The sequence below is a fragment of the Cupriavidus yeoncheonensis genome (assembly GCF_905397275.1).
GTDB classification, from domain to species: domain Bacteria; phylum Pseudomonadota; class Gammaproteobacteria; order Burkholderiales; family Burkholderiaceae; genus Cupriavidus; species Cupriavidus yeoncheonensis.
On the sequence record NZ_CAJPUY010000011.1, the window covers coordinates 22126 to 38562 of the forward strand.

At 64.9% G+C, this 16437-nt stretch carries 17 protein-coding genes; 8 read left to right on the forward strand and 9 right to left on the reverse strand.

The window, feature by feature from the left end:
* The first annotated feature begins 26 nt into the window (after positions 1-26).
* Positions 27-995: a Bug family tripartite tricarboxylate transporter substrate binding protein gene (locus tag KHO22_RS16200; protein WP_211948174.1), complete on the forward strand. Its 969-nt coding sequence runs from the start codon at positions 27-29 to the stop codon at positions 993-995.
* Positions 996-1008: 13 nt separating this feature from the next.
* Positions 1009-1803 carry an enoyl-CoA hydratase gene (locus KHO22_RS16205; protein WP_211948175.1) on the forward strand — a complete coding sequence of 265 codons (795 nt, stop codon included), beginning with the start codon at positions 1009-1011 and terminating at the stop codon, positions 1801-1803.
* A 34-nt stretch (positions 1804-1837) separates the two neighbouring features.
* Here KHO22_RS16205 and KHO22_RS16210 read toward each other — a convergent pair whose 3' ends face one another.
* The gene (locus KHO22_RS16210) at positions 1838-2773 is read right to left on the reverse strand and encodes a LysR family transcriptional regulator (RefSeq protein WP_211948176.1); all 936 of its coding nucleotides are present in this window, start codon (positions 2771-2773) and stop codon (positions 1838-1840) included.
* 258 nt (positions 2774-3031) lie between these two features.
* Here KHO22_RS16210 and KHO22_RS16215 point away from each other — a divergent pair, with 258 nt between their 5' ends.
* From KHO22_RS16215 to KHO22_RS16225, 3 genes are all read left to right on the forward strand, one after another.
* Entirely contained in the window at positions 3032-3469 is a 438-nt protein-coding gene (locus tag KHO22_RS16215; RefSeq protein ID WP_211948177.1) for a VOC family protein, read from the forward strand.
* Positions 3470-3572: 103 nt separating this feature from the next.
* Positions 3573-3776 carry a SlyX family protein gene (locus KHO22_RS16220; RefSeq protein WP_211948178.1) on the forward strand — a complete coding sequence of 68 codons (204 nt, stop codon included), beginning with the start codon at positions 3573-3575 and terminating at the stop codon, positions 3774-3776.
* 117 nt (positions 3777-3893) lie between these two features.
* Positions 3894-4466, forward strand: a complete 573-nt coding sequence (locus KHO22_RS16225) for a DUF1439 domain-containing protein (protein WP_211948179.1) — start codon at positions 3894-3896, stop codon at positions 4464-4466.
* A gap of 93 nt (positions 4467-4559) precedes the next feature.
* On the opposite strand, the gene KHO22_RS16230 is transcribed toward KHO22_RS16225, so the two are convergent.
* From KHO22_RS16230 to KHO22_RS16250, 5 genes are all read right to left on the reverse strand, one after another.
* Entirely contained in the window at positions 4560-5459 is a 900-nt protein-coding gene (locus tag KHO22_RS16230) for a DMT family transporter (RefSeq protein ID WP_211948180.1), read from the reverse strand.
* A gap of 344 nt (positions 5460-5803) precedes the next feature.
* Complete coding sequence (locus tag KHO22_RS16235) at positions 5804-6625, reverse strand: NAD-dependent protein deacetylase (protein WP_211948181.1); 822 nt, start codon at positions 6623-6625, stop codon at positions 5804-5806.
* Entirely contained in the window at positions 6622-6819 is a 198-nt protein-coding gene (locus KHO22_RS16240; RefSeq protein WP_230426896.1) for an oxidoreductase-like domain-containing protein, read from the reverse strand. The genes KHO22_RS16235 and KHO22_RS16240 overlap by 4 nt, the downstream gene beginning before the upstream one ends.
* Positions 6820-6972: 153 nt before the next feature.
* On the reverse strand, positions 6973-7299 hold the full coding sequence (locus KHO22_RS16245; RefSeq protein WP_211948182.1) for a hypothetical protein: 327 nt from the start codon (positions 7297-7299) through the stop codon (positions 6973-6975).
* Between the two features lie 42 nt (positions 7300-7341).
* On the reverse strand, positions 7342-7578 hold the full coding sequence (locus tag KHO22_RS16250; RefSeq protein WP_211948183.1) for a hypothetical protein: 237 nt from the start codon (positions 7576-7578) through the stop codon (positions 7342-7344).
* Positions 7579-7821: 243 nt separating this feature from the next.
* On the opposite strand from KHO22_RS16250, the gene KHO22_RS16255 reads away from it, so the two are divergent.
* Together KHO22_RS16255 and KHO22_RS16260 are read left to right on the forward strand one after the other, a co-directional pair.
* Positions 7822-10116 carry a patatin-like phospholipase family protein gene (locus KHO22_RS16255; RefSeq protein WP_211948184.1) on the forward strand — a complete coding sequence of 765 codons (2295 nt, stop codon included), beginning with the start codon at positions 7822-7824 and terminating at the stop codon, positions 10114-10116.
* Between the two features lie 299 nt (positions 10117-10415).
* Positions 10416-12353 carry a putative Ig domain-containing protein gene (locus tag KHO22_RS16260; RefSeq protein WP_211948185.1) on the forward strand — a complete coding sequence of 646 codons (1938 nt, stop codon included), beginning with the start codon at positions 10416-10418 and terminating at the stop codon, positions 12351-12353.
* 51 nt (positions 12354-12404) lie between these two features.
* Here the strand turns inward: KHO22_RS16260 and KHO22_RS16265 are convergent, their stop codons facing one another.
* Positions 12405-13094: a potassium channel family protein gene (locus KHO22_RS16265; RefSeq protein WP_211948186.1), complete on the reverse strand. Its 690-nt coding sequence runs from the start codon at positions 13092-13094 to the stop codon at positions 12405-12407.
* Positions 13095-13113: 19 nt separating this feature from the next.
* The gene (locus KHO22_RS16270; protein WP_211948187.1) at positions 13114-13791 is read right to left on the reverse strand and encodes a carbonic anhydrase; all 678 of its coding nucleotides are present in this window, start codon (positions 13789-13791) and stop codon (positions 13114-13116) included.
* A 379-nt stretch (positions 13792-14170) separates the two neighbouring features.
* Between KHO22_RS16270 and KHO22_RS16275 the strand changes: the two genes are divergently transcribed.
* Complete coding sequence (locus KHO22_RS16275) at positions 14171-14926, forward strand: hypothetical protein (RefSeq protein WP_211948188.1); 756 nt, start codon at positions 14171-14173, stop codon at positions 14924-14926.
* Positions 14927-14965: 39 nt separating this feature from the next.
* Here the strand turns inward: KHO22_RS16275 and KHO22_RS16280 are convergent, their stop codons facing one another.
* Entirely contained in the window at positions 14966-16411 is a 1446-nt protein-coding gene (locus KHO22_RS16280; protein ID WP_211948189.1) for an IS1182 family transposase, read from the reverse strand.
* Between the last annotated feature and the right edge of the window lie 26 nt (positions 16412-16437).

A 16437-nucleotide genomic window follows, 5' to 3' on the forward strand; every position in this document is an offset into this window, starting at 1 on the left:
CGATACCCCTGACACGGAGACACCCGATGAAACCCACCCTTACCGCCGTCGCCCTGCTGGCCGGCCTTGGCCTGGCAAGCACCGCGCAGGCTGCCTGGCCCGACCGCCCGATCAAGCTGATCGTGCCCTACGCGGCCGGCGGGACCACCGACATCATTGCGCGCATCGTCGGCACGCGGCTGGGCCCGGTGATCGGCCAGCCCGTAGTCGTGGAAAACCGCCCCGGCGCCGGCGGCGCGGTGGGCAGTGCCTATGCGGCCAAGCAGCCGGCCGATGGCTACACGCTGGTGATGGAGGTGGAAAGCTCGCACGCGGTGAACCCGAACGTGTACCTGAAGACCGCCTATGACCCGGTGAAGGACTTCGCCCCGGTCAGCAACCTGGCCGACGTGCCCAACGTGCTGGTCGTGAACCCGGCCTTTCCGGCCACCGACCTGGCGGCCTTCATCAGGCTGCTGAAGGCCAACCCGGGCAAGTATTCGTTCGGCTCGTCCGGCAACGGCGGCCTGAGCCACATGAACGGTGAGCTGTTCATGAACGAAACCGGCACGCGCATGCTGCACGTGCCCTACAAGGGCCTGGGCCCGGCGCTCAACGACGCGGTGGCGGGCCAGATCCAGGTCGTCTTCGACAATATCCCGTCCTCGTCGGGACTGATCCAGGGCGGCAAGCTCAAGCCGCTGGCCGTGGCGGCAACGCAGCGGCTGAAGGTGCTGCCGAACGTGCCGACCTATGCCGAAGCCGGCCTGGGCGCCATGAACAATCCGTCGTGGTTCGGCCTGGGCGCCCCTGCCGGCACGCCGGCACCGATCCTCGACAAGCTCAACGACGCCGTGCGCCAGGTGCTGGCCGAGCCGGAGGTGATCGCCGCCATCGAGAAGCAGGGCGCGATTCCGGCATGGACCTCGCGCAAGGCCTTCGCCGACCTGATCCGTTCGCAGAACGCGCATTGGAAGAAGGTGGTCGAGGACATCCACTTCACCAAGCTGCAATAAGGAACGCGCCATCATGAGCGAACACGCATCCCCCGCATCCCCCGCATCCAATAGGCACGCCGGCGTCGAGATCGACGAGCGCGGCGTGGCCACGCTGACCATCCGTGAAGCGGGCTCGCTGAATATCCTCGGCACGCCGGTGATCGCGGACCTGACCCGTGCGATCGGTGCGCTGGCCGCCAGCGACGCCGTGCGCGTGCTGGTGGTGCGCGGCGCGGGCGAAAAGGGCTTTATCGGCGGTGCCGACATCAAGGAGATGGCGGCGCTGACACGCGCAAGCGCCGAGGCCTTCATCAGCGGCCTGCGAGGCCTGTGCGACGCGCTGCGGCACTTCCCGGCACCGGTGATAGCGCGCATGCCGGGCTGGTGCCTGGGCGGCGGGCTGGAGCTGGCGCTGGCCTGCGATCTGCGCATTGCCGCGGACAATGCCCAGCTCGGCATGCCCGAGGTCAAGGTCGGCATTCCGTCCGTGATCCACGCCGCGCTGATGCCGCGGCTGGTCGGCAACGCACGCGCCGCGTGGATGCTGCTGACGGGCGAACTGTGCGGTGCGGAAGAAGCGCTGTCGTGGGGGCTGGTGAACCGCGTGGTGCCGCTGGCCGGACTGGATGCGGAAGTCGAACGCGTCGCGGCGCTGTTCGCGGGCTTCGGCCCGCAGGTCGTGCGCCAACAGAAGCGCCTGCTGCGCGAATGGGAAGAAGCGCCGCTCGACGTATCGATCGACAACAGCGTGGCGGAGTTTGGCCGCGCGTTCGATACGGGCGAGCCGCAACATCACATGGCGACGTTCCTCAACCGCAAGCGGTAAAGCGCAGCAGCGTGGTCACTACGGAGCGGTCGCATTACGGAGCGGTCGCCGCGACCGCTCCGCCTTCGCGCGTCGCCGCCACGCGCGGATCGTTCAGCAGGAACTGCACGAATGCGGCGGCAAACCCGGGCAGCTTGCCATCGGCGCGCACGATCAGGTTCAGTTCGCGCAGCGCCCAGGGCTCGGCCAGCCGCACCCCCACCACGCGCGCTTCGCGCAACGCCGCCGCCGCGACACTGCGCGGCACCAGCGCCACCCCGACGCCCGCCTCCGCCAGCGACAGCACCGCGTCGAAGCTGTGCGCGTGCAGGCGCACGTTGGGGCTCTTGCCCGCGCGCTGCGCCATGTCGCGCAGGAACAGGAAGTTGCTGCTGGTGCGGCTCATGCAGACGAAATCGAACGCCAGCGACGCACCGAAACGCACCTCCGCCTCGCGCGCCAGCGGATGGTCTGCCGCCACGGCGAGGATCAGCTCATCGACGGCATAGCGGACCGAGCGCACGCCGGTCGTATCGAAGTCCCCGGCAAGAATCCCGATGTCCGCTTCGTGCGCCGCCACCGCCGTCAGGATGGCCTGGCTCGCGCGCTCCTCAAGGTCGATATTCACGTCCGGGTTCGCCGCCAGGAAGCGGCTCACGCTCGGGATGATGAATCCGTTGAGCGAACTGCTGTTGGCCAGCAGGCGGATGTGTCCCTTGAGGCCGGCGGAAAAACGCCCGACCTCGCCATGCATGCGTTCCACGCCCAGCAGCAGTTCGCGCACATGCACCAGCAGCGTCTCGCCCGCCGGCGTCAGCTCCATGCCGCGCGCATTGCGCACGAACAGCGGCGTGCCCATCGCGTGCTCCAGGTTCTTCAGCCGGTAACTCGCCGCCGAAGCCGTGATGTGCGTGGCCGACGCGCCGCCGGACAGGCTTTGTGCATCCGCAATAGCCTGGAACAGGCGCAGGTCGGTGAGTTCGTAACGCAATGCAACCCCATTTGTCTGTCGGTGCCCGCCGTGCCAGATTGGAGATAGCCGGGCGCGGCCATTCTATGCCATGGCATCGGCCGCAGTCGGCCCCGCCGGGCCCTGGCAAAGCGATGTGGACGTCGTCCATTTTCTTTGCTAAGGTATTGTGGACGGCGTACACAAACGCAGTGCTGCCGATCATGACCGGTGCCGCGGGCCCGGGTCCAGACTGATTCCCAAGGCTGTCCGCCAGGACCGCCAAACCAGGAGATGTCCATGCTAGTCCAGCCTTATCTGTTCTTCGAAGGCCGTTGCGAGGAAGCACTCGAGTTCTACAAGAAGACGATCGGCGCCAAGCCCGGCATGCTGATGCGGTTCAAGGACAACCCAGAAAAGGACAAGGCAGCCGCCAGCGAAGGCTGCGCTCCCACGCCCGATATGGATGAGAAGGTGATGCACGCCGAGTTCACGGTCGGCGACAGCCTGATCATGGTGTCCGACGGCCGCTGCTCGGGCAAGCCACAGTTCCAGGGTGTCGCGCTGTCGATCTCCTATGAAGATGTGTCCGCGCTGGAAAAAGCCTTCAACGGCCTGACCGAAGGCGGACAGGTGATGATGCCGCTCTCCCAGACCTTCTTCGCCGAGAAATTCGGCATGGTGACGGACCGCTTCGGCGTGCTGTGGATGCTGATCAAGCCCGCGCCGCACCAGTAAGGGCATTAACCGGCTGACTGTTCCGGCAGGACCCGGGCGCCGCGCCTCGCTTACAATGCGCGGCTCGGCGCCCTTGCCGGAGATGAAGCCGGAGACACACGCCATGGATGACCGCCTCATAGAACTTGAAATCAAGCTCGCCTTCCAGGAAGACCTGCTCGAAACGCTGAACCTGACCGTCGCGCGCCAGCAGCAACAGCTCGACCTGCTCCAGGAGCAGTTCCGCGCGCTTTACCAGCAGGTGCACAGCGCCCCGTCGACCGCTGCCGAGTCCAACCCGCAGCACGAGATTCCCCCGCACTATTGAAGCCGATGCCGTACACGGCGGCGGCGTTGCCCATGCGCCGGAACGTTGCGGTGCCGATCCGTGTCTGACAGGCACCTACGCAGACAACGTTGCGCCAATGCGCGCACCCATCGCCACATGCGCCTTCATCGACGCCCTCTTCGACGCCTAATGCTCGCCGCGGCGGCCCTTGCCGTGGCCACCGCCACCGCCGCCCACGCCGGCTACAACATCTGGACCGGCGAATACACCTTCACAAAGCAGGAACTGCAGCAGGCCGTCGACAAGCGCTTCCCGGCCACGCTGCGCTACGCGCAGGTGGTCAGCGTGCAGCTCACCCACCCGCGCCTGGTGCTTGACGACGCCAACAACCGCATCACCACGCAGATGGATGCCCAGCTCACCAATGGGCTGGCCGCAGCGCCGCCCGTCAACGGCACGCTCTCGCTGAACAGTGGCCTGCGCTACGACAAGACCCAGCGCGCCGTGCTGCTGGACAACCCCACGGTGCAGGACGTGCAGGTGCAGGGCATGGCGCTGTACAGGGAGCAGCTCAATGCCATTGGCGCGGTGGTCGCCCAGCAGCTGCTGAAGGATTACCCCATCTATACGTTCAAGCCCGACGAATTGCGTTTCGGCGGCAAGGAAGTCGAGCCCGGCGCGATCAAGGTGGACCCCGAGGGCATCCGCGTCGAGGTGAAGGATCGATAGCGCGTCACGCCGGTAGCTTCGAGCACAAGACAGCCACCGGCGCCCTGCCCGGCAAGCTGCTGCGAGGCAAGCCCGCGGCCTGAGCCACGACGGTCAGTGTTCCGGCCTGCGCCGGAACACCACCGCCAGCCCCGCCAGGATGGCACCCATCCCGGCGAGCGCCATCGGCGCCAGCCGGTTGCCCAGCAGCAGATAGTCGAACACGGCCGTGCCCGCCGGCACGAGGTAGAACAGGCTCGTCACGTTGACGAGGTTGCCGGCCCGGATCAAGCGGTAGAACAGCAGCGTCGCGGCCACGGAAATCACCAGCGCCAGCCACAGCAGCGGCACGAAGAACGCCAGCGTGGCGTCGAACGCGAACGGCTGGAACGTCAGGCACAGCAGGCAGGCCACGGTACTCACGCCATATTGCAACGGCAGGACCTGCGCGGGGGTGCCGGCAAGGCGCTTCTGCAGGATCGCGCCCGCCGTCACGCTCATCAGCGAGGCCAGCGCGAACAGCACGCCGGCCGGCGACAGCCGCGCCATCAGCAGGCTGTCTGCCACCACCATCGCCAGGCCCGCAAGCGCGAGTGCCAGTCCGGCGATCCGCGCCGCGCCAAAGCGCCGTTCCGTCAGCAGCAGCGTGAGCATCGGTTGCGCGCCGAGGATGGTGGCCAGCACGCCCGGCGTCAGGCCGCGCTCCAGCGCCAGGAAATAGCCGATGGAATAGCCGGCGATCATCAGCAAGCCCGCGAGCGCGCACAGCCAGCGTTCGCCGCGCGGCGGCAGCAGGGGCCCGCGGGCGAGCGCGATGGCGACGAGCACGGCAAGCGCCAGCGCGAAGCGCAGCGTCAGCAGCGCGAACGGCGTGGCATGGTCGAGCGCCCAGCGGGCGAAGATGGCGCCGCTGCTCCACAGCAGCACGAAAAGGGGCGTGGCGCCCAGCGAGGCCAGCGAGCGCTGGCCGGAAGCGGCACCGGTCTGTGCCGCCAGGTTGTTGTCAATGCGCATGGTGTTGCACCTGTCGAATGCATGGCAGGCTCCGGCACGCGCGCGTGCCATCGGCGCGATGGCGCGCCAACGGTGGCAGATACCGGAGACGTCAGGAGGTGCTGCGGGTAGAACCCGTCAGCCGAGCAATGCCGGCGGCGGAGGCGCGCCGGCGGTCGCCGGGGGTGGCGATGCGACAGGAGGCGGGGAAGCGACCGAGATCACCGCAGCCAGGCCGCGTGCGCGCGCGCCGGCCGCAAGGGCAGACGGGGCGTGGCGATGGCGGGCTGCGTTCATGGGATCGGAAGCGTGGAAAACAGAAAATGCAATGAGACGATGCTAGCGGCCGCAGGCGCGCCGGTCAATCACCCGGCCGCCGCGAGTTGCGCCGTCAGTTCGGACAACGCCTGCGCGCATGGCGCTTCGACCTTGAGGGCAAGCATCGGATCGGCACGCGTCACGCCAAGATTGACCGCGGCCACCGGCTTGTCCATCTGGCCGGCCCAGACGCAGAAGCGATAGCCCGAATACACCGTCAGCGACGAGCCGACCACGAGCACCGCGTCCGACTGCGCCAATGCCGCGCGCGCGTCATCCACGCGATCGCGCGGGACAGATTCACCGAAGAAGACCACGTCGGGCTTGAGCAGGCCGTCGCAGCGCTCGCACGACGGCACGCGGAAATGCGCGAACAGCGGCGATTCGAAATGGGCATCGCCGTCGGCGGCGGGCTCGGCCATCACATCGCGCAACGCGCCGTTCTGCTCGGCCAGCCACCGCTGCACGTTGGCGCGGTCATGGCGCGTGCCGCAGGACAGGCAGATCGCGCTGCCAATGCTGCCGTGCAGTTCGATCACGTCCTCGCTGCCGGCGCGCTGGTGCAGGCCGTCCACGTTCTGCGTGACCAGACGCGTCACGTGCCCTTGGCCGGCAAGCGCCACCAGCGCGTGATGGCCGGCATTGGGCTGTGCGCCGGCCGCCACGGGCCAGCCGATCATGCTGCGCGCCCAGTAGCGCTGGCGCGCCGCGTGCGAGCCCAGGAAGGCCTGCAGCGTGATCGGCTGCGAACGCTGCCACTGTCCGTTCGCGTCGCGGTAGCCCGGAATGCCCGAGTCGGTGCTGATGCCCGCGCCGGTCAGCACGAACAGGCGCGGATGCTGCCGCACGAAGTCGCCGAGCGCGCTCAAGTGGGCGAATCCTCCGTGGACTGGCGGGCCGCCTGGCGCGATTCCCACGCCTTCAGCTCGTCGCGATACCGCTCCAGTTCCTGGTAGTAGTAATCGAAGATGCAGGGGTCGCAGCCGGAGCCGCAGCATTCGTCGTCGCCGGGCCGCTCGGGCGGCAAGGGACGGGGGTCGTCTTGATCGGGATGGTCGGGCACGGAACAGCTCGAAGTCGCAAGGCCGGCAACGCCGGCGTTGCCGACAGTATATGCCCGGGCTGGAAAGCGAGCCGGAGTGATGCCAGAGTGATGCCAGAGTGATGCCAGAGTGATGCCAGAGTGATGCCAGAGTAATGCCTGCGCCACAGCCGGCTAGTGATTCAGCAAGCCGTTCCCCACGGGGATGACCAGCCTGTCGCTGCCCAGGCATGCGATATCGTCGCCCGCCAGCCAGCGCGACACGACGTCCGTCAGTTTGCAGCCGATGCGCGCAAGTTCGGCCGCGTCGGCCATGTAGACCGCATCGATCACGTCCTGGTCGAACTGCAGCGCCGCGCCGTGACGCGGGCGGCCACCCGAACCTGGCGGCTCCGCCTGCCAGTTCACCTCCACCTGGCTGCCGCAGCCGGCGCTGTACTGCGCCGACATGGGAAAGAGGCGACAGGTATGCTCGCGCGCCCAATCGACGAGTGCAGTCATGGCGGTTCCCCTCCTTCGGGCGCCGGCATGCCGGCTGGCCGCTCAGCGGCTCAACACATGGTAGAGCCAGTCGTGCGCGCGCCTGGGAATCCCCAGGCCCCGGGCGTCCAGTGGCTGCCCGCTCACTCGCAATTCGCCCCCGTGAAGGGCGTCCACCGCCGTCTGGGCGTCCGGATAGCGTCCGACGACGCCATTGCCCAACATCAGCATCCAGTCTCTTTCCCGAGGAATCAGGGTCAGTTGTCCCGCGGCGGTCTGGTAAAAGAAATAACCGTGCATTCGGTCCCCAGAGCCTTGCCCGTTCCATAGATGGTAGCCGTTCCGCTCGCGCGGCGCCTGGCATGTTGTGGTGCGGCGCGGCGATCTGAACGCTTCCGCGGGCCATGATGAATTGTTTCGACGGTGGGTTCGGGTCCGCGGGCTTTGCGCCAAGATATCCCCAAGCATGGCTGGCCCGTCACTGGGATGTCTCTCCGGCCGGGCGACCCGAGCCGTACCTCCCGGCGTCTGCGGACCTGTCCCATGAACGTTGCGACTCGATCCCTGTTGGCTGCGCTGCCTGCTGCCGCACTGTTGCTGGTGCTGGGCAGTGCGCGTGCAGCCGAAGCCACGGATCAGCCAACGCCGGCACCCGGCCCGCCGCCTGCCACCACGCCGGCGTCACCGCCCGCGGTGCCACCTCCCGGCCTGGGCCGCCCCCGCATCTGCCTGGTGCTGTCGGGCGGCGGTGCGCGTGGCGCGGCGCATATCGGCGTGCTCAAGGTGCTGGAAGAGATGCGCGTGCCGGTGGACTGCATCGCCGGTACCAGCATGGGCTCTCTCGTCGGCGGCGCCTATGCCAGCGGCATGGCGCCGGGCGATATGGAAACGCTCGTGGCCGGTCTGTCGACCGCGAAGATCTTCAAGGAGCGCCCGCCGCGCCAGGACCTGACGGTGCGCCGCAAGCTCGACGACTACACCAACCTGTTCACGCCCGAGATCGGCATCAAGGACGGCAAGATCCAGCTGCCCAAGGGCGCAGTATCGGGCGTGCAGCTCGAGACGGTGCTGCGGCAACTGGCCAAGGTGCCGGGCTACCGTGACTTCGACCGCCTGCCGATACCCTACCGCGCCGTGGCCACCGACCTGGTCGCGGGCACGCCGGTCGTGTTCAGCAAGGGCGAACTCGCCCAGGTGATGCGCGCCAGCATGTCCGTGCCCGGTGCCGTGGCGCCGGCCGAGTACGAGGGGCACTTGCTGGTGGACGGCGGCCTGACGGACAACATGCCGGTGGACGTGGCGCGCACGATGGGCGCCGACATCGTGATTGCCGTCAACCTGGGCACGCCGCTGATGCGGCGCGACGAGCTGAACTCGATCCTCGGCGTCACGGGGCAGATGCTCAACATCCTGACCGAGCAGAATGTGCGCAGCTCGCTGGCCCTGCTCAAGCCCACCGACGTGCTGATCCTGCCCGAGCTGGGTGATTTCTCGGCCAGCGATTTCGACCACCTGACCAACACCATTCCCATCGGCGAAGCCGCCGCGCGCAAGGTGGCCGACCGCCTCGCGCCGCTGGCGCTGCCCCCTGAGCAGTATGCAGCGCTGCGCACGCGCCAGCAGGCCCTGGAGCCGCCGGACCTGCGGCCGGTCGATGAAATCCGCTTTGCGCCGCTGGAGCGGGTCAATCCCGCCTATGCCGCATCGGTGATGGAAACCAAGCCCGGACAACCGATCGACCAGGCACAGCTCGACCTCGACATGCGCCGCCTGTTCGGCACCGGCGACTTCGAACATGTGAACTACGGCTTCCTGGAAGAGCCTGGCAGGCACATCATGGCCGTCGATGCCGTCGAAAAGACCTACGGCCCGAACTACCTGCGCTTCGGCCTGGGACTGAACACGGACTTCCGCGGCGATGCGTTCTTCAACCTGGTCGCCAGCCACCGGCGCCCCTGGATCAATTCGCTCGGCGCCGAATGGCGCAATGACTTGCAGGTCGGCCAGACCAGCGCGCTGCACAGCGAGTTCTACCAGCCGCTGAACACGCGCCAGTACTTCTTCGTGGCACCGCGCATCGACCTGGAGCGCCGTCCCGTCAACATCTTCCAGGGCACTACCCGGATTGCCCAATACGACGTGCGCAGCTACAGCGCTTCGCTGGACTTCGGCAGCCAGTTCACCAAATACGGCGAAGCCCGTATCGGCGTGCAGGCCGGTACCTTGGACGCCTCGCTCAGTACAGGCCCCGCGCAGCTGTCACCGGGGAACGGCCATATCCGGACGGGGGCCATTACCGGGCGCATCTTCCTGGACCAGCTTGACAGCACTTCCTTCCCGCGCAGCGGCTACGCGGGCTGGCTCAAGCTCTATGCGTCCCAGCCGGGACTGGGCGCCAACGACGCCTACGTCAAGGGTACGATCGACGGCACCTACGCCTTCTCGTTCGGCAACAGCACGTTCAATCTGGGCTTCAAGGCGGGCAGCAAGATCGGCGACAACCCGCTGCCGCGCTATGACCTGTTCCAGTGGGGCGGCTTCCTGCAGCAGTCCGGCTACACCACCGGCCAGCTGCTCGGCGGCAACCTGCAGTTCGCGCGCATCGTCTACTACAACAAGCTGGTGCGGCAGAGCCTGCTGGAAGGTGTCTATGCCGGCATGTCGCTGGAAGCCGGCCGCGTCGGCGAGCCGCTGGTGCCGGGCAGTCCCACGGGCATCCTGAAGTCAGGCTCGATCTTCCTTGCGCTCGACAGCCCGGTCGGCCCCCTCTATCTCGCGTACGGCCGTGCGACGGCAGGCGTCTACAGCTTCTATCTGTTCCTCGGCAAGCCTTATTGAGCCGACGGCAAAGCGCGTCGCATTGTCGCTCAGGGATGCCCCACTAAAGTTGTATGTAATGTCTTAATACATAAACTATAATGTTCCTGTCGTTGAGACCCCCATCTTGACTGACGCCCCTTCCCCATCGCCGCCGCAAGCGGCGATTTTTTTGCTCATCACCGGTCTGCGGGGCGAAGGTGGGGATCTCGGAACGGAACATCGCTGGCAGCGCGCATCGGGGCTTCCTTGTCTTCCCCCGCTGCGCCGCGGCACTGTGATCTATGCTGGTTGCATCAGATGACCTGCCGGAGTCCGAGATGGCAAATCTGCGCTGGCTGGCAACTCTGCTCATGCCTCTGGCAATCGCGGTGACCGGGTGCAGCAATGGCGACAGTAGTGGCGGCGGCAATACCAATGCGCTCGCGCCTCCAGCCGGCCTGGTCGAGCGCGACGAATCGCCGATCTACGCTGTAGGCGTTCCGGTGGTCCCGGAAACGGCGAGCAACAGCGGGGGCGCCATCACCCAATGCACGGTGTCTCCGCCACTTCCTCCGGGCCTGAGCCTCGATCCGCAGAACTGTACGATCAGCGGCACGCCTGCCGGCAGCAGCCATGCCACGGTCTACACGGTCACCGCGAGCAACGCCGCGGGCAGCACCACCACCCGGGTCGAAATCGAGATCAAGGACGCTCCCATCGCGCCGGACGGCCTGGACTACCTGGACCGGTCGGTCATTTACCCGACCAATGCCCCGATCACGCCCAACACGCCGATCAGTACGGGGGGCGAGATCACGCAATACAGCGTGTCACCGGCACTGCCGGCGGGCCTTGCCATTGACCCGCAGACCGGCACCATTACCGGCATCCCCACGACAGTGACCGCAGCGGCGGTCTATACGGTGACGGGCGCCAACAGCGTGGACAGTGTCGAGGCCCTGCTGACCATCGAAGTGGTTGCGGTAGCCGTGCCGCCGGCCGGCCTCGTCTATGCGGATCCGCTGCCCGAATACATTGTCGGCGTGCCGATCACGTACAACGAGCCCGTGTACTCCGGTGGCGAGGCCACCCAGTTTTCGGTATCCCCCGCCTTGCCGGCAGGATTGAGCCTCAACACGCAGACCGGGGTCATCAGCGGCACGCCGACTGTCGAGCAGGCCCAGACGACGTTCTTCGTTACCGCCAGCAATAGTGCCGGCAGCGTCACCACGCAGTTCACCATCACGGTGGCCGCGCCCCAGGTCGGTGAGTGGCTGCCCGCCGATGCCATGAATCAGGGGCGCGCCCGGCATACGGCCACGCGATTGCCCGACGGGCGAGTCCTGGTGGCGGGTGGAAACAGGAAGCAGGCGCTGTCCTCTTCCGAGTTGTTCGACCCGTCCACAAACGGCTGGACACGGACCGACAGCCTTGCGCGGAGCCGGCAAGCGCACTCCGCCACGCTTCTGCCCGACGGGCGGGTCCTGGTGGCGGGGGGATTCGGCACTGGTGGAGGTAACGCACTCAATTCGGCCGAACTCTACGACCCGGCCACCGGTAGATGGTCGCAGACCGGCAGCATGGGCCAGCAGCGCGATAGTCATACCGCCACGCTGTTGCGCGATGGCCGTGTGCTGGTGGCAGGCGGCGAGGGTCAGGGCAGCAGTCAAGGAGGACTGGCTTCCGCCGAACTCTACGACCCGGCCACAGGCACCTGGACGCAGACCGGCAGTCTCGCCCAGGCACGCGAGCAACACACGGCGACGCTGTTGCCCGACGGCAGGGTCCTGATAGCCGGCGGCGAGGCACCCGGTGGCGTCGCGCCGGCTTCGGCTGAACTGTACGATCCTGCGACGGGAACCTGGTCCCCAACCGGCAGCATGAACCAGGCCCGCGATGCCTACGCCGCCGCGCAGCTCAGCGACGGCAGGGTGCTCGCAGTCGGGGGATTCGATGGCACCCGAGCGCTCGCAACCGCTGAACTCTACGATCCGGCGACGGGTACGTGGTCAACGACAGGCGGCTTGCGACAGGCACGCGACTTCCATACCGCCACGCTCATGGCCAGCGGCCGAGTGCTGGTGGCTGGCGGTATCGAATCCAGCGACCTGTTCGCCAGCGAAGTGTACGACCCCACGACTGGAAGCTGGTCCCAGGTCGGCAGTCTCGAGCAAATGCGCGAGCGGCACACGGCAACGTTGCTGGCGGACGGCAGGGTTCTCGTCGCGGGTGGAACCGGACGCGGGATATTGTCCTACACCGAATTGTTTCACTAGCTTGGGGGCACCAAGGTCCGCAGGGTGGCCCGGCCATGCGAGGCCGTTCTCCTAGGATTTGTCGTTGGTGTAACTCTCTCGCGGAGGATAAACGCCGGCAAGGCGGGCGATCAGGATTGCGACGAACAAGCTGCCGGTGATCTGTTCCACCATGCACATGCCGCGTGCCGGGCGCGTGAGTGGCGTGATGTCGCCGAAGCCTGTGCTCGTGAGGACGGTGATGCTGAAGTAAAGCGCGTCGGCATAAACGAGCCGGCCCGGTTGCCCGACGATCAGGTACGACTGCGGATAAAAGAATCCGATACTCGCGTAGACGTACGCCCAGAGGACACCGATCAACAGATATGCCGCGGCGGCGCCAAACAGCTTGTCCGGCGTCATGATCCTGGGCTGGAACACGTAGCGGAGGAGATACGCGACAGTGATGAAGTAGAGCACAGCGCTGAATAGCCAGGACACAGCGAGGCTGCTGTCGTCATCGTGCCACAGGCCGAGGTACTGGAACCACATGGCCGGAATGGCAAGCAACAGCACGATCACGAACGACAGGGTCGTGCGGCCGACTGCCGCGACGGTCGCCAGCAGGAGGAACATATTGACGACGTTCAGGACGAGGCGGCCACTGTCGCTCGGCGGCACAAACGACACCGCGCCGATGAGCGTGAGCAACACCACAAAGAGCCAGAAACAGCGCTGGTAGAAAATGCGGGACAGCGCTTCGCGCGTGGTGCGGATGGCCATGCTGATATCGTCCCCGCTTTCACCGCACGCGCGAGGCAAGGCGCGAAGCCAGCCGCTCGGCCAGCGCGCGGTCAATGACCTCGAACGAACGGCTCGCCCGCTCGTAGGCGTACATGTCGCCGGTCGCTATGTCGAACCACCAGCCGCTCAATACCAGCGCCCCGGCCATGACTTGCTGGCGCACGATCGGGTAAGTCATCAGATGCTCGATCTGCACCAGGACATTGAGTTGCGACAGTTGGTCGTGCGGCTTCAGGCTGTCATCGAGCGGACCTTCATGTTCGAGGCGAAACGCCGCGTTGCTGGCGTGATAGAGCCATTTATCGAGATTCGGTGCTTTCAGCTTCGGGTTGCGTGAATAGACAGCTTTCATGGCGCCGCATTCGGAATGCCCGCACACGACAATATTCGCGACTTTCAGCACCAACACCGCGTACTCGATTGCGCTTGCCTCGCAGAGGTCGCCGGTCGAGACCCCTTCCGCAGTTGCCGGCGGTATCAGATTGCCGACGTTGCGCATCGTAAAGAGATCGCCGGGATGAGTCGATGCGAGCAGGTCCGGAACAACCCGGCTGTCCGAGCACGTGATGAAGAGTGCGTCAGGCGTTTGCGCGAGCGCGAGCTTGCTGAACTGTTCTGCGTACCGCGGTAGCATCTTCTCGCGAAATTCGACAATGCCCATGATGAGTTTGCGCATGGCGTGCTTCCGACAGTCCTGAAAGTTGTACCGGCACATGCTCGCTACGGGCCTGAGGCGGCGAGTCCCGAGGTATTCGCGCACACCGGATGTCATGAGGTCGGTGCGGAAACAGACACAGGCCAGGACGGACTATCGTCGTATTGTCGAGGAGAGGTCTGAAGGCGATCGCTGATCATCGGCCCGCTTCTCTATCGATTCGGTCGTTGTCGACCGAGGGCTGACTCACTGAGAGTGGCCGGTCAGCTCCGGCTGCCCAGCTGAGATGCGGCGGTCTCTGACCGACCCAAAGCGGCCCTCTGGAATGTGTGAAAGGAGACGTTCAAGAAGCAAAGCTCGCCAGATACTGCTTGCTCGTCAAGCATAGTTAGGGGACGACGTGATCATCTCAAGCCGAATTGCCGAGAGTGAAGGTGTGGCTATACCGATAGGCATGTTTGCCGTCACCTATAAAAAACATCTGCCATCGATAATGGTCGCGATTGGAGCCTGTGGCGGCTTCGCGGCTCAACTTGCCGTTTGGCGTACCCTGATTCAGCCGTTTAACCGCAATCCGGGTGACTTCCTGGTTCACGCACAAACCAAATCAAACGAGTCGTTCATTCTTGGCGAATCAATCAACCACTTTCTCTTCGTCACTCGTCCGGATCGTCTGTCATTCCTTAGTACTGCGGCGGGGGGGCTTCAGGACAATCATGAACTCCCCAACATTAGCGAACTGGCCGCTCACGTGATGCAAACCATGGGGAGAGAAACGTTTGGTATCCCGCGATACCCTGGCCCCGGTCAGTATATGGAAGAACCGCGTGCAGCTTTGAACAGGACCTTTGGCATTGTTGCTTCCTACTTTCTGAAGGATGGCCACCCTCCCAAGAACTGGCCTGCGTTGTTGGGCTTAATCGCTCGGCGCATCATTGATACGCATAAGCACGTTCTACCGCCCGCTAGTGCCGTCAAGATGTTGCTGGAGTCGGCGGTTCCCATGTCAAAAATCGACCGAGGCCGTGTGGAAACGTCTCCCGAATCGCATCAATGCGCGTGCCCTCCGGGGCGGGGCTTGCCTTATCGAATTTTTGCCCAACCTGGTCGTCGGACGATGTCGGAACGGGTGCGAACAACGTTAGTGGGCCCCTGAGGGTGATCTTCGGCCCATTTCTTGAGCGCAAATGGGCGCTTACGCACCCACCAGGCGCATGGCCTTCATTGTTTTCGAGAACCCGAGAATTCGAAGGACGCGCTTCAGGTTGTACGCCAGAACATGAAGGCTCATTTCCGTACCTACATTCGGTAGCGTGCGCGTCAGGAAGTGCGTGTAGCCCATCCAATGTTTGAAGGTTCCGAAGACATGCTCGACGGTTCGCCTGCGAACCGTCATTGCATCCGGCGTCTTGTCGAGCCGGCGCTGGACAGCCTCCAGCACTTCCTCATGCTCCCATCTGGAGATGCGCCGGTACGGACTAGGCGTGCATTGAGACCGCATGGTGCACTGAGGACAAGCACTACTCCAATAGCGGCGTAGCTGTAGTCCATGCTCTTCTCTGGTGAAGCGGTATATCGCACGTTCACCGGCGGGACATTGATATTCATCGTCTCGGGCAATGTAGATGAAGTCTGCCCGAACGAATCGACCACCCACCTTCGCGCTGGACCTCGCTGGCTTGGGCAAGATGGCAGCAATGCCCGTATCCGTGCACGCCTTGATCTCCAGCGCACTGAAGTAGCCACGATCAGCTATGGCTTTAAGCCTGGCCTTACCCATCGCATCGCGAGCGGCTCGAGCCATCGAACTGAGTTGCGCCCGATCACTGCCAATATTGGTGACCTCATGGGCGACGATCAGATGGTGCTTGGCATCCACGGCCATCTGTACGTTGTAGCCGACCATTCCAGAGCCCTTGCCACTCGTCGCCATCGAGCGCGCATCGGGATCGGTCATCGAGATCTGTCCATCTGGCAACGTCTTGAGCTCTTCCTTTATCTGGTCAAGGCTATGCATCTGCTGGCGCAGTTGCGCGATCTTCTCGCGCAGTCGAGTTGTCTTGAGTTCTATCTCCGCTGGCTGCGTGCGATCCGCAGTCTCCAGCGCGCCCAGATACCGCTGGATGCTTTCCTCTATTTGCTGCTGGCGCTTGTCGACCTTGCCAGCAGTGAAATTGCGGTCCCGAGTGTTGACTGCCTTGAACTTGCTGCCGTCGATGGCGACCAGGGCCTGTGAGAACAACTTAAGATCGCGGCACAGAACAACGAAGCGACGGCAGACATTGCGAATGCCAGTGCTGTTATCCCGGCGAAAGTCTGCAATCGTCTTGAAGTCCGGCGCCAGTCGACCGGTAAGCCACATCAGCTCTATATTGCGTTGGCATTCGCGCTCCAGACGGCGGCTGGACTGGACCCGGTTGAGGTAGCCATAGATGTATATCTTCAACAGGACTGCAGGATGATATGAGGGGCGACCTGTAGTCGAAGGTTTGGCACCTTCGAACCCGAGCGACTCGAGATCCAACTCTTCAACAAATGCGTCGATGATCCTGGCGGGGTTGTCCTCGGCGATGAAATCATCGAGGCATTCTGGAAGCAGTGAAGCTTGCTTGCGGTCCTCTCCCTCTATGAATCGCTTCATCCGATCCCCCAGTCTGAATGCGTTGA

Bases quoted from the DNA above. Each gene is read 5' to 3' on its own strand.
- KHO22_RS16280 (WP_211948189.1), bottom strand. From the start codon at position 16,411: ATGAAGCGATTCATAGAGGGAGAGGACCGCAAGCAAGCTTCACTGCTT.
- KHO22_RS16200 (WP_211948174.1), top strand. From the start codon at position 27: ATGAAACCCACCCTTACCGCCGTCGCCCTGCTGGCCGGCCTTGGCCTG.
- KHO22_RS16215 (WP_211948177.1), top strand. From the start codon at position 3,032: ATGCTAGTCCAGCCTTATCTGTTCTTCGAAGGCCGTTGCGAGGAAGCA.
- KHO22_RS16245 (WP_211948182.1), bottom strand. From the start codon at position 7,299: ATGACTGCACTCGTCGATTGGGCGCGCGAGCATACCTGTCGCCTCTTT.
- KHO22_RS16260 (WP_211948185.1), top strand. From the start codon at position 10,416: ATGGCAAATCTGCGCTGGCTGGCAACTCTGCTCATGCCTCTGGCAATC.
- KHO22_RS16265 (WP_211948186.1), bottom strand. From the start codon at position 13,094: ATGGCCATCCGCACCACGCGCGAAGCGCTGTCCCGCATTTTCTACCAG.
- KHO22_RS16220 (WP_211948178.1), top strand. From the start codon at position 3,573: ATGGATGACCGCCTCATAGAACTTGAAATCAAGCTCGCCTTCCAGGAA.
- KHO22_RS16255 (WP_211948184.1), top strand. From the start codon at position 7,822: ATGAACGTTGCGACTCGATCCCTGTTGGCTGCGCTGCCTGCTGCCGCA.
- KHO22_RS16270 (WP_211948187.1), bottom strand. From the start codon at position 13,791: ATGCGCAAACTCATCATGGGCATTGTCGAATTTCGCGAGAAGATGCTA.
- KHO22_RS16225 (WP_211948179.1), top strand. From the start codon at position 3,894: ATGCGCCTTCATCGACGCCCTCTTCGACGCCTAATGCTCGCCGCGGCG.
- KHO22_RS16250 (WP_211948183.1), bottom strand. From the start codon at position 7,578: ATGCACGGTTATTTCTTTTACCAGACCGCCGCGGGACAACTGACCCTG.
- KHO22_RS16230 (WP_211948180.1), bottom strand. From the start codon at position 5,459: ATGCGCATTGACAACAACCTGGCGGCACAGACCGGTGCCGCTTCCGGC.
- KHO22_RS16205 (WP_211948175.1), top strand. From the start codon at position 1,009: ATGAGCGAACACGCATCCCCCGCATCCCCCGCATCCAATAGGCACGCC.